This window comes from Streptomyces sp. NRRL F-5122, assembly GCF_001507435.1.
Classification (GTDB): Bacteria; Actinomycetota; Actinomycetes; order Streptomycetales; family Streptomycetaceae; genus Streptomyces; species Streptomyces lannensis.
The window spans coordinates 23,814-36,831 of the sequence record NZ_LMWH01000059.1 but is presented as its reverse complement, the minus strand read 5'-3'; the positions used below and the strand labels follow the sequence as shown (position 1 = coordinate 36,831).

The window sequence follows — 13,018 nt, the reverse complement described above, 5'->3', positions numbered from 1 at the left end:
CGAGTGGACTCACTTGTTGATCTTGATGACCTGGCCGGCGCCCACGGTGCGGCCACCCTCACGGATGGCGAACTTCAGGCCCTCTTCCATCGCGATGGGCTGGATGAGCTCCACCTTCATCTCGGTGTTGTCACCCGGCATGACCATCTCGGTGCCCTCGGGGAGGGTCACGACGCCGGTCACGTCCGTCGTACGGAAGTAGAACTGCGGGCGGTAGTTGTTGAAGAACGGCGTGTGGCGGCCACCCTCGTCCTTGGACAGGATGTAGGCCTGCGCCTCGAACTCCGTGTGCGGGGTGACCGAGCCGGGCTTGATGATGACCTGGCCGCGCTCGACGTCCTCGCGCTTGATACCGCGGAGCAGCAGACCGACGTTCTCACCGGCCTGGCCCTCGTCGAGCAGCTTGCGGAACATCTCGATGCCGGTGACCGTGGTGGTGGTCTTCTCGGTCTTGATGCCGATGATGTCGACGGTCTCGTTGACCTTGAGGATACCGCGCTCGATACGACCGGTGACGACGGTGCCACGACCGGTGATCGTGAAGACGTCCTCGATCGGCATCAGGAACGGCTTGTCGACGTCGCGCTCCGGCTCCGGGATCGACTCGTCGACGGCCTTCATCAGGTTGAGGACCGACTCGGTCCACTTCGCGTCGCCCTCGAGGGCCTTGAGCGCGGAGACCTGAACGACCGGAACGTCGTCGCCCGGGAACTCGTACTCGGAGAGGAGCTCACGGACCTCGAGCTCGACGAGCTCCAGGATCTCCTCGTCGTCCACCATGTCGGCCTTGTTCAGGGCGACGACGATGTACGGAACGCCGACCTGGCGGGCCAGGAGCACGTGCTCCTTGGTCTGCGGCATCGGGCCGTCGGTGGCGGCGACCACGAGGATCGCGCCGTCCATCTGCGCGGCACCCGTGATCATGTTCTTGATGTAGTCCGCGTGACCCGGGCAGTCGACGTGCGCGTAGTGACGGGTCTCCGTCTGGTACTCGACGTGCGCGATGGAGATGGTGATACCGCGCTGACGCTCCTCGGGCGCCTTGTCGATGTTGTCGAACGCGGTCGCCTCGTTCAGGTCCGGGTACGCGTCGTGCAGCACCTTGGTAATGGCGGCCGTGAGGGTCGTCTTACCGTGGTCGATGTGACCGATGGTGCCGATGTTGACGTGCGGCTTAGTCCGCTCGAACTTCGCCTTCGCCACTGGGGTCCTCCTGTGGAGTGGTTCTGTACGCCTTACTCATCGGCGCCAGGTGATCTTTGCTGGGGTGCCGCCCGCCGGGGTTCTTCGCGGAGAAGAACCCCCGGCGGTCGGTGTCAAGCCTAAAGCGTGTAAACGGGGTGCGTTACTCGCCCTTGGCCTTCGCGATGATCTCCTCGGCGACGTTCCGGGGAACCTCGGCGTAGGAGTCGAACTGCATCGAGTAGCTCGCGCGACCCGACGTCTTGCTGCGGAGGTCGCCGACGTAGCCGAACATCTCCGACAGCGGAACCAGGCCCTTCACGACACGGGCGCCGGCACGCTCCTCCATGGCCTGGATCTGGCCACGACGGGAGTTGATGTCACCGATGACCTCGCCCATGTAGTCCTCGGGCGTGGTGACCTCGACGGCCATCATCGGCTCGAGCAGCACGGGGCTGGCCTTGCGCGCGGCCTCCTTGAAGGCCTGCGAACCGGCGATCTTGAAGGCGAGCTCGGAGGAGTCGACCTCGTGGTAGCCACCGTCGATGAGCGTGACACGGACGCCGGTCATCTCGTAGCCGGCGAGGATGCCGAACTGCATGGCCTCCTGCGCACCGGCGTCGACCGAAGGGATGTACTCCTTCGGGATGCGACCACCGGTCACCTTGTTCACGAACTCGTACGAGGCGTCGCCGCCCTCGATGGGCTCGATCGCGATCTGGACCTTGGCGAACTGTCCGGTACCACCGGTCTGCTTCTTGTGGGTGTAGTCCACACGCTCGACGGCCTTGCGGATCGTCTCGCGGTAAGCGACCTGCGGCTTGCCGACGTTGGCCTCGACCTTGAACTCACGGCGCATACGGTCGACCAGCACCTCGAGGTGCAGCTCGCCCATACCACCGATGATGGTCTGGCCGGTCTCCTCGTCCGAGTGGACCTGGAAGGACGGGTCCTCCTCGGCCAGGCGCTGGATCGCGACGCCCAGCTTCTCCTGGTCGCCCTTCGACTTGGGCTCGATGGCGACCTGGATGACCGGCGCCGGGAAGTCCATGGACTCCAGGATGACCGGGTTCTTGTCGTCGGACAGCGTCTCACCGGTGGTGGTCTGCTTCAGGCCCATGACGGCGACGATGTCGCCGGCGCCCACCGACTCGATCTCCTCACGCTTGTTGGCGTGCATGCGGTAGATCTTGCCGATGCGCTCCTTCTTGCCCTTGACGGAGTTCAGCACCGCGGTGCCGGACTCCAGGCGGCCCGAGTAGACCCGGACGAAGGTGAGCTTGCCGAGGTGCGGGTCGCTCATGATCTTGAACGCCAGCGCCGACAGCGGCTCCTCGTCGGACGGCTTGCGCTTGACGACCTCCTCCGGGTCGTTGACGGCGTGGCCCTCGATGGCCTCGACGTCGAGCGGGGAGGGGAGGTAGCGCACGACCGCGTCGAGCAGGGGCTGGACGCCCTTGTTCTTGAACGCGGTACCGCAGAACACCGGGGTGACCGTGGTGTCCTTGGACTTGCCGGAGGCGATGGTGATACGACGGATCGCGGCGTACAGCTGCTCCTCGGAGGGCTCCTCGCCCTCCAGGTACAGCTCCATGATCTCTTCGTCGTTCTCGGCGACGGACTCGACGAGCTTGCCGCGCCACTCCTCGGCCGCCTCGGTGTGCGTGGCCGGGATGTCGACGATGTCGTACATCTCGCCCTTGGTGGCCTCGGCGGACCACACGAGCGCCTTCATGCGGACCAGGTCCACGACGCCCTTGAAGTCGGCCTCGGCACCGATCGGCAGCTGCATGACCAGCGGCTGAGCACCCAGGCGGTCGGAGATCATGTCGACGCAGCGGTGGAACTCGGCACCGGTGCGGTCGAGCTTGTTGACGAAGCAGATACGCGGAACGCCGTAGCGGTCCGCCTGACGCCACACCGTCTCGGACTGCGGCTCCACGCCGGCGACGCCGTCGAACACCGTCACGGCACCGTCGAGCACGCGCAGGGAGCGCTCCACCTCGACCGTGAAGTCGACGTGGCCCGGGGTGTCGATGATGTTGATGGTGTGGTCGACGTCTTCCAGCGGCCAGTGACAGGTGGTGGCAGCAGAGGTGATCGTGATGCCACGCTCCTGCTCCTGCTCCATCCAGTCCATGGTGGCAGCGCCGTCGTGGACCTCACCGATCTTGTACGAAACGCCGGTGTAGAACAGGATCCGCTCGGTGGTGGTCGTCTTGCCCGCGTCGATGTGGGCCATGATCCCGATGTTGCGGACCTTGGCCAGGTCAAGTGAAGTGGTAGCCATAAGGCTTCAGTCTTCTCTCGGTCTCGATGTGGGTAGCGACTACCAGCGGTAGTGCGCGAAGGCCTTGTTGGACTCGGCCATCTTGTGCGTGTCCTCGCGCTTCTTCACAGCGGCACCGAGGCCGTTGGACGCGTCGAGGAGTTCGTTCAGCAGACGCTCGGTCATCGTCTTCTCGCGACGGGCGCGGGAGTAACCGACGAGCCAGCGCAGCGCGAGCGTGTTGGCGCGACCGGGCTTGACCTCGATCGGAACCTGGTACGTCGCACCACCGACACGGCGGGACTTGACCTCGAGGGTCGGCTTGATGTTCTCGAGGGCGCGCTTCAGCGTGATGATCGGGTCGTTGCCCGTCTTCTCACGCAGGCCCTCCATGGCGCCGTAGACGATGCGCTCGGCGGTGGAGCGCTTGCCGTTCAGCAGCACCTTGTTGATCAGGGAGGTCACCAGAGGAGAGCCGTAAACCGGGTCGATGATGACCGGACGCTTCGGGGCGGGGCCCTTACGAGGCATTCTTACTTCTCCTTCTTGGCGCCGTAACGGCTGCGGGCCTGCTTGCGGTTCTTGACACCCTGGGTGTCGAGGGAGCCACGGATGATCTTGTAGCGAACACCCGGCAGGTCCTTCACACGGCCGCCGCGCACGAGCACGATGGAGTGCTCCTGCAGGTTGTGTCCCTCACCCGGAATGTAGGCCGTGACCTCGATCCCGCTGGTCAGACGCACACGCGCGACCTTACGCAGGGCCGAGTTCGGCTTCTTCGGGGTGGTCGTGAACACACGCGTGCAGACGCCACGACGCTGAGGGGAACCCTCGAGTGCGGGCGTCTTGTTCTTCTCGACCTTGTCCTGCCGGCCCTTGCGGACCAGCTGCTGGATCGTAGGCACTACTTCTCCGGTTTCTGTGTGCCGATGGGTACAGCTAACCTGGAACTTCTCCGACCCACGCGGTCGGGTGTGTCGAATCCCGCAGACTCCCGCCGCAAGACGGAGAGGGCGCAGATTACGGTGGGCGGTGACGGCTCGCCATGCGGTTTCAAGGCACGCACGAGAGCCAGGGCACACCCCAGGCACAAGGTCTGAGCGTACCTACCTCATTCGCTGTGGTCAAAACAAATGGACCCGGCCTGCATCGACGCGCGGAACATGTCAACCCCGTACGCCGTATGTGATCTTCGAATCAACGGTACGGGCATCTCGCGCCGGTGAGGGCCGACACCCGGGGAACGCTCGCCCGGCCCTCACACCGACACGAGCGCCACCGCCAGGAACAGCACCAGGACGCGTGCCCAGCCCGCCGCCGACAGCCAGCCCGGGACGAGTCCGGTCAGCGCCGGTCCGTCGCCGGCCTCACCCCTGCGGCGGATCTCGGCGCGGGCCGCGTGTCCCAGGACCACCGCGGGGATACCCGTGAGACCTGCGGTGGGCAGGCAGGGCAGACGGCAGATCAGGGCCCCGACGGCCTTCTCGGCGGTCTTCGGCGGGGGTGGCGGCAGGAACGTCTGCGGCACGCCGTCCGTACGCGGCGCGGGCCCCTGGGGCAGGTCGGCCACCAGCAGGCACAGTTCGCCGAGCGTACGGGCCGTGTACGCCCGTGCGACCCGGTCGTCGAACTCCGGCTGCCCGAGCCGCCCTTCGGCGTACCCCGCCCTGAGCACGTCCACGGCGCGCTCGCGCTCGGCGTGCGAGGCCAGCAGGGACGACGAGGCGGACGGGAGCGCGATCTGACCCGGCCACGGCTGGGGGGAACCCACCCTGCACCTGGCCCTGTCGCCAGGGTTGCCACGACGGATTCGACACGGAGCACCTCCCCCGATTTCTCCCGCCATGCACCGTACGGCCCCTCCCGCACAGGTATCGGCGGGCAACGGTTGCGCCGAACGCCGAAGGGCGGTCACTCCGCAATGGAGTGACCGCCCCTCAACTCAGGCTGCTCGCTTACTGGTTGTACGGACCGTAGTCGTAGTCCTCCAGCGGCACGGCCTGGCCGGAGCCCGTGCCGAACGGCGAGTAGTCGATGTCGTCGTAGCCGACGGCCGAGTACATCGCGGCCTTGGCCTCCTCGGTGGGCTCCACCCGGATGTTGCGGTAGCGGGACAGACCCGTACCGGCCGGGATGAGCTTACCGATGATGACGTTCTCCTTGAGGCCGATCAGGGAGTCGGACTTGGCGTTGATCGCCGCGTCCGTGAGGACCCTGGTCGTCTCCTGGAAGGACGCCGCCGACAGCCAGGACTCGGTCGCCAGCGAGGCCTTGGTGATACCCATGAGCTGCGGACGACCGGAGGCCGGGTGACCGCCCTCCTGGACCACACGACGGTTCTCGTGCTCGAACTTCGAGCGCTCGACCAGCTCGCCGGGCAGCAGCTCGGCGTCGCCGGACTCGATGATCGTCACACGGCGGAGCATCTGCCGGATGATGATCTCGATGTGCTTGTCGTGGATCGACACACCCTGCGAGTTGTAGACCTTCTGGACCTCGCCCACCAGGTGGACCTGGACGGCACGCTGACCCAGGATGCGCAGCACGTCGTGCGGGTTGGTGGCACCCACGGTGAGCTTCTGGCCCACCTCGACGTGCTCGCCCTCGCCGACCAGGAGTCGGGCGCGCTTCGAGATCGGGAACGCCGTCTCGTCGCTGCCGTCGTCCGGCGTGACGACGATCTTCTTGGTCTTCTCGGTCTCCTCGATCCGGACGCGGCCCTGGGCCTCGGAGATCGGGGCGACACCCTTCGGGGTACGGGCCTCGAACAGCTCGACGACACGGGGCAGACCCTGGGTGATGTCGTCACCGGCCACACCACCGGTGTGGAAGGTACGCATCGTCAGCTGGGTACCGGGCTCACCGATGGACTGGGCGGCGATGATGCCGACCGCCTCGCCGATGTCGACCAGCTTGCCGGTGGCCAGCGAGCGGCCGTAGCACATGGCGCAGGTGCCGACGGCGGACTCACAGGTCAGGACCGAGCGGGTCTTGACCTCCTCGATGCCCTGCAGGATCAGCTCGTCGATGAGCACGTCGCCCAGGTCGGTACCGGCCGGGGCCAGCACCTTTCCGTCGACGACGATGTCCTCGGCGAGGCAGCGCGCGTACACGGACGTCTCGACGTTCTCCGCCTTGCGCAGGACGCCGTCGGCACCGCGCTCGGCGATGTGCAGCTTGAGGCCGCGGTCGGTGCCGCAGTCCTCCTCGCGGATGATGACGTCCTGCGACACGTCCACCAGACGACGGGTGAGGTAACCCGAGTCGGCGGTACGCAGGGCGGTGTCCGCGAGACCCTTGCGCGCACCGTGCGTGGAGATGAAGTACTCCAGCACGGACAGACCCTCACGGAACGACGCCTTGATGGGCCGCGGGATCGTCTCGTTCTTCGCGTTCGACACAAGACCACGCATACCGGCGATCTGACGCATCTGCATCATGTTGCCTCGTGCACCCGAGTTCACCATCATGAAGATCGGGTTGGTCTTCGGGAAGTTCTCGTTCATCGCCTCGGCGACCTCGTTGGTCGCCTTGGTCCAGATCGCGATGAGCTCCTGCGTGCGCTCGTCCTTGGTGATCAGACCGCGCTCGTACTGCTTCTGGACCTTCTCGTCCTGCGCCTCGTAGCCCTTGACGATCTCCTTCTTCGCCTCGGGAACGACGACGTCGGAGATGGCGACGGTGACGCCGGAACGGGTCGCCCAGAAGAAGCCGGCCGCCTTCAGGTTGTCGAGCGTCGCCGCCACGATGACCTTCGGGTAGCGCTCGGCGAGGTCGTTGACGATCTCGGAGAGCTGCTTCTTGCCGACCTCGTAGTCGACGAACGGGTAGTCCTCGGGCAGCAGCTCGTTGAAGAGCGCACGGCCCAGCGTGGTCCTCAGACGGAAGCTGTCACCCTGCTGCCACTCCGGCTCGCCCTCCTCCTGGGCCGGCGGGGTCCAGCCGCGCGGCGGGATGGTGCCCACCGGGAAGCGGATGTCCACGCGCGACTGCAGCGAGAGCTCGCCGGCGTCGAACGCCATGATCGCCTCGGCCACGGACGCGAAGGAGCGGTCCTCGCCCTTCACGTTCCGCATCTCGCCGTCCGTGGTCAGGAAGAACAGACCGAGGACCATGTCCTGGGTCGGCATCGTGACCGGGCGGCCGTCGGCCGGCTTGAGGATGTTGTTCGAGGACAGCATCAGGATGCGGGCCTCGGCCTGCGCCTCCGCGGACAGCGGCAGGTGCACGGCCATCTGGTCACCGTCGAAGTCCGCGTTGAACGCGGTGCAGACGAGCGGGTGGATCTGGATGGCCTTGCCCTCGACCAGCTGCGGCTCGAAGGCCTGGATGCCGAGACGGTGCAGCGTGGGCGCACGGTTCAGCAGAACCGGGTGCTCCGCGATGACCTCTTCCAGCACGTCGTACACGACCGTGCGGCCGCGCTCGACCATGCGCTTGGCCGACTTGATGTTCTGCGCGTGGTTCAGGTCCACCAGGCGCTTCATCACGAACGGCTTGAACAGCTCCAGCGCCATCGCCTTCGGCAGACCGCACTGGTGCAGCTTCAGCTGCGGACCGACGACGATCACGGAACGCGCCGAGTAGTCGACACGCTTGCCGAGCAGGTTCTGACGGAAACGGCCCTGCTTACCCTTCAGCATGTCGCTGAGGGACTTCAGCGGGCGGTTGCCGGGGCCCGTGACGGGGCGGCCGCGACGACCGTTGTCGAAGAGGGCGTCAACAGCCTCCTGAAGCATGCGCTTCTCGTTGTTGACGATGATCTCCGGGGCACCGAGGTCCAGGAGCCTCTTCAGACGGTTGTTGCGGTTGATCACACGGCGGTACAGGTCGTTCAGGTCGGAGGTCGCGAAGCGGCCACCGTCCAGCTGCACCATCGGACGCAGGTCCGGCGGGATGACCGGCACGCAGTCGAGGACCATGCCCTTGGGGCTGTTGGAGGTCTGCAGGAACGCGGACACGACCTTCAGCCGCTTCAGCGCGCGGGTCTTCTTCTGGCCCTTGCCGGTGCGGATGATCTCGCGGAGACGCTCGGCCTCCTCGTCGAGGTCGAAGGACTCCAGGCGCTTCTGCAGCGCCGCGGCACCCATCGAACCGTCGAAGTACGTGCCGAAGCGGTCACGCAGCTCGCGGTAGAGCAGCTCGTCGCCCTCGAGGTCCTGGACCTTGAGGTTCTTGAAGCGGGTCCACACCTCGTCGAGGCGGTCGATCTCGCGCTGCGCACGGTCGCGCAGCTGCTTCATCTCGCGCTCGGCACCCTCGCGCACCTTGCGGCGCACGTCGGCCTTGGCACCCTCGGCCTCCAGCTCGGCCAGGTCGGCCTCGAGCTTCTTGGCGCGGGCCTCCAGGTCGGCGTCGCGACGGTTCTCGATCTGCTGCCGCTCGACGGAGACGTGCGCCTCCAGGGAGGGCAGGTCACGCGTACGGCGCTCCTCGTCGACGTACGTGATCATGTACGCCGCGAAGTAGATGACCTTCTCCAGGTCCTTCGGGGCAAGGTCGAGCAGGTAGCCCAGCCGCGACGGAACACCCTTGAAGTACCAGATGTGTGTGACGGGGGCGGCCAGCTCGATGTGGCCCATCCGCTCACGGCGCACCTTCGCACGCGTGACCTCGACGCCACAGCGCTCGCAGATGATGCCCTTGAAGCGGACGCGCTTGTACTTGCCGCAGTAGCACTCCCAGTCCCGGGTGGGGCCGAAGATCTTCTCGCAGAAGAGGCCGTCCTTCTCGGGCTTGAGGGTGCGGTAGTTGATGGTCTCGGGCTTCTTGACCTCGCCGTGGCTCCACTGACGGATGTCGTCAGCGGTGGCCAGGCCGATCCGGAGCTCGTCGAAGAAGTTGACGTCGAGCACTATGCGTCAATCCCTCTCAGGGTCGTAAGTCGTTCGGTCTGTACGGGGGCCTGGGGGTCGGCGGGTCCGGTGATCAGACCCGCCGGACTCCCGTCAGACCTCTTCGACGCTGCTCGGCTCGCGCCGGGACAGGTCGATGCCGAGCTCCTCCGCAGCGCGGAAGACGTCCTCGTCGGTGTCACGCATCTCGATGGACATACCGTCGCTGGACAGCACCTCCACGTTCAGGCACAGGGACTGCATCTCCTTGATGAGCACCTTGAAGGACTCGGGGATGCCGGGCTCGGGGATGTTCTCGCCCTTGACGATGGCCTCGTAGACCTTCACGCGGCCGGTGACGTCGTCGGACTTGATGGTCAGCAGCTCCTGGAGGGCGTAGGCGGCGCCGTAGGCCTCGAGGGCCCACACCTCCATCTCGCCGAAGCGCTGGCCACCGAACTGGGCCTTACCACCCAGCGGCTGCTGGGTGATCATCGAGTACGGACCGGTCGAACGGGCGTGCAGCTTGTCGTCGACCAGGTGGTGCAGCTTCAGGATGTACATGTAGCCGACCGAGATCGGGTCCGGGAACGGCTCACCGGAGCGGCCGTCGAACAGCCGCGCCTTACCGGTCGGGAGGACCAGGCGGTCCCCGTCACGGTTCGGGATGGTGTGCTGCAGCAGACCCGCCAGCTCGTCCTCGCGGGCACCGTCGAAGACCGGGGTCGCGACGTTGGTGCGCGGGTCGACCTGGTCGGCGCCGATGGCCTGCAGGCGCTGGGCCCACTCTTCGGCCAGTCCGGACACGTCCCAGCCGCGGCTGGCGAGCCAGCCGAGGTGGATCTCCAGGACCTGTCCCGGATTCATTCGGGACGGCACACCCAGCGGGTTCAGGATGATGTCGACCGGGGTGCCGTCCTCCAGGAACGGCATGTCCTCGATCGGCAGGATCTTGGAGATGACACCCTTGTTGCCGTGGCGGCCGGCGAGCTTGTCACCGTCGGTGATCTTGCGCTTCTGGGCCACGTAGACGCGGACCAGCTGGTTCACGCCCGGCGGCAGCTCGTCGCCCTCCTCGCGGTCGAAGACGCGCACGCCGATGACCTTGCCGGTCTCACCGTGCGGCACCTTCAGCGAGGTGTCACGGACCTCACGGGCCTTCTCGCCGAAGATCGCGCGCAGCAGACGCTCCTCGGGGGTCAGCTCGGTCTCACCCTTGGGCGTGACCTTACCGACGAGGATGTCACCGGCGATGACCTCGGCACCGATACGGATGATGCCGCGCTCGTCCAGGTCCGCGAGGACCTCCTCGGAGACGTTCGGGATGTCCCGGGTGATCTCCTCGGGGCCGAGCTTGGTGTCACGGGCGTCGACCTCGTGCTCCTCGATGTGGATCGAGGAGAGGACGTCGTCCTGCACGAGGCGCTGCGACAGAATGATCGCGTCCTCGTAGTTGTGACCCTCCCACGGCATGAACGCCACGAGCAGGTTCTTGCCGAGGGCCATCTCGCCGTTCTGGGTGGCCGGACCGTCGGCCAGCACCTGGCCGACGATGATGCGGTCGCCCTCGTTGACGATGACCTTCTGGTTGACCGAGGTGCCCTGGTTGGACCGGGAGAACTTGGCCAGGCGGTACGTGATGTACGTGCCGTCGTCGTTGGCGGTGGTGATGTAGTCCGCGGAGACCTCCTGGACCACACCGTCCTTCTCGGCCTTGACCACGTCGCCGGCGTCGACCGCGGAGCGGTACTCCATGCCGGTGCCGACGAGCGGGGACTCGGACTTGATCAGCGGCACGGCCTGCCGCATCATGTTCGCGCCCATGAGGGCACGGTTGGCGTCGTCGTGCTCGAGGAACGGGATCATGGCGGTCGCGACCGACACCATCTGGCGCGGCGAGACGTCCATGTAGTCCACGTCCTCGGGGCTGACGTAGTCGACCTCACCGCCGCGGCGGCGGACCAGCACCCGGTTCTCGGCGAAGCGGAGCTCGTCCGTCAGCGTGGCGTTGGCCTGCGCGATGACGAAGCGGTCCTCCTCGTCGGCGGTCAGGTAGTCGACCTCGTCGGTGACCTGGCCTTCGTTCACCTTGCGGTACGGGGTCTCGACGAAGCCGAACGCGTTGACCCGGCCGTAGGAGGCGAGCGAGCCGATCAGACCGATGTTCGGGCCTTCAGGCGTCTCGATCGGGCACATACGGCCGTAGTGCGAGGGGTGCACGTCACGGACCTCGAAGCCGGCCCGCTCACGGGAGAGACCACCCGGGCCGAGCGCGGACAGACGACGCTTGTGCGTCAGCCCGGACAGCGGGTTGTTCTGGTCCATGAACTGGGACAGCTGGCTGGTGCCGAAGAACTCCTTGATGGAGGCGACGACCGGCCGGATGTTGATCAGGGTCTGCGGCGTGATCGCCTCGACGTCCTGCGTGGTCATGCGCTCGCGCACGACGCGCTCCATACGGGCCAGACCCGTGCGGACCTGGTTCTGGATGAGCTCGCCGACGCTGCGCAGGCGGCGGTTGCCGAAGTGGTCGATGTCGTCCGTCTCGACGACGATCGTCTCGCCGGAGTCGCCGACCGTCTCGGTCTCGCCCGCGTGCAGCTTGACCAGGTACTTGATCGTCGAGATGACGTCCTCGACGGTCAGGATGCCCGCGTCGAGCGGAGCGTCCGCACCCAGCTTCTTGTTGACCTTGTAGCGGCCGACCTTGGCCAGGTCGTAGCGCTTCGGGTTGAAGTACAGGTTCTCCAGGAGCGTCTGTGCGGCCTCACGCGTGGGGGGCTCGCCCGGACGCAGCTTGCGGTAGATGTCGAGCAGCGCGTCGTCCTGGCCCTGGGTGTGGTCCTTCTCCAGGGTGGCGCGCATGGACTCGTACTCGCCGAACTCCTCGAGGATCTGCTCGGTGGTCCAGCCGAGCGCCTTCAGGAGAACGGTCACGGACTGCTTGCGCTTGCGGTCGATGCGGACACCGACCATGTCGCGCTTGTCGATCTCCATCTCCAGCCAGGCACCCCGGGACGGGATGATCTTGGCCGAGAAGATGTCCTTGTCGGACGTCTTGTCGATGGTGGAGTCGAAGTAGACACCGGGCGAACGGACCAGCTGCGACACCACGACACGCTCGGTGCCGTTGATGACGAAGGTGCCCTTGTTCGTCATGAGCGGGAAGTCGCCCATGAAGACCGTCTGGGACTTGATCTCACCGGTCTCGTTGTTGGTGAACTCGGCCGTGACGAAGAGGGGCGCGGCGAACGTGAAGTCGCGCTCCTTGCACTCGTCGATGGAGTTCTTCGGCGGCTCGAAGCGGTGGTCGCGGAACGTCAGCGACATCGACCCGGAGAAGTCCTCGATCGGGGAGATCTCCTCGAAGATCTCCTCGAGACCGGACTTGGTGGGGACGTCCTGACCGGACTCCAGAGCCTCCTCGACGCGAGCCTTCCACGCGTCGTTGCCGAGCAGCCAGTCGAAGCTCTCGGTTTGCAGCGCGAGAAGGTTCGGAACCTCGAGGGGCTCCTTGATCTTTGCAAAGGAGATGCGCAGCGGGGCGGTGCTGGCGCCGTTGTTCATATTCGCGGTCGAGGCAGTGCGCGAGGCGGCCAAGAGGGGGTCCTTCCGAGGGCTCGGACTCACTACGCGCGTCCCGGTCCCCGCCAGGCACAGAGATGGAAAGTCTCAGGTCAGAGACTTCTGATCGTTGTGCTCGGGCAAGGGGCGTGCTCCTGGTGACGGGCAG

The 13,018-nt window shown here is 66.2% G+C and carries 7 protein-coding genes; all 7 read right to left on the bottom strand.

The features are described from left to right. Window positions 1–9: 9 nt before the first annotated feature. The 7 genes from tuf to rpoB all read right to left on the bottom strand — a co-directional run bounded on the left by tuf (window position 10) and on the right by rpoB (window position 12,885). Window positions 10–1,203 carry an elongation factor Tu gene (gene tuf / locus ADL25_RS09210; protein WP_059127169.1) on the bottom strand — a complete coding sequence of 398 codons (1,194 nt, stop codon included), beginning with the start codon at window positions 1,201–1,203 and terminating at the stop codon, window positions 10–12. A 142-nt stretch (window positions 1,204–1,345) separates the two neighbouring features. After that, window positions 1,346–3,472: an elongation factor G gene (gene fusA, locus ADL25_RS09205; RefSeq protein WP_059127168.1), complete on the bottom strand. Its 2,127-nt coding sequence runs from the start codon at window positions 3,470–3,472 to the stop codon at window positions 1,346–1,348. A gap of 39 nt (window positions 3,473–3,511) precedes the next feature. After that, complete coding sequence (rpsG, locus tag ADL25_RS09200) at window positions 3,512–3,982, bottom strand: 30S ribosomal protein S7 (protein ID WP_003992340.1); 471 nt, start codon at window positions 3,980–3,982, stop codon at window positions 3,512–3,514. A 2-nt stretch (window positions 3,983–3,984) separates the two neighbouring features. Further along, window positions 3,985–4,356 (bottom strand): 30S ribosomal protein S12, encoded by a 372-nt coding sequence (gene rpsL / locus ADL25_RS09195; RefSeq protein ID WP_003948652.1) that lies wholly within the window; start codon window positions 4,354–4,356, stop codon window positions 3,985–3,987. A gap of 353 nt (window positions 4,357–4,709) precedes the next feature. Next, on the bottom strand, window positions 4,710–5,222 hold the full coding sequence (locus ADL25_RS09190; RefSeq protein WP_059127167.1) for a DUF1707 and DUF4190 domain-containing protein: 513 nt from the start codon (window positions 5,220–5,222) through the stop codon (window positions 4,710–4,712). A gap of 184 nt (window positions 5,223–5,406) precedes the next feature. Next, window positions 5,407–9,306: a DNA-directed RNA polymerase subunit beta' gene (locus tag ADL25_RS09185; protein ID WP_059127166.1), complete on the bottom strand. Its 3,900-nt coding sequence runs from the start codon at window positions 9,304–9,306 to the stop codon at window positions 5,407–5,409. 93 nt (window positions 9,307–9,399) lie between these two features. Further along, complete coding sequence (gene rpoB, locus ADL25_RS09180) at window positions 9,400–12,885, bottom strand: DNA-directed RNA polymerase subunit beta (protein ID WP_059127165.1); 3,486 nt, start codon at window positions 12,883–12,885, stop codon at window positions 9,400–9,402. Between the last annotated feature and the right edge of the window lie 133 nt (window positions 12,886–13,018).

What these genes read in the sequence shown, in the direction of transcription:
- fusA (WP_059127168.1), bottom strand. Translation starts at nt 3,472, where the DNA reads ATGGCTACCACTTCACTTGACCTGGCCAAGGTCCGCAACATCGGGATC.
- rpsG (WP_003992340.1), bottom strand. Translation starts at nt 3,982, where the DNA reads ATGCCTCGTAAGGGCCCCGCCCCGAAGCGTCCGGTCATCATCGACCCG.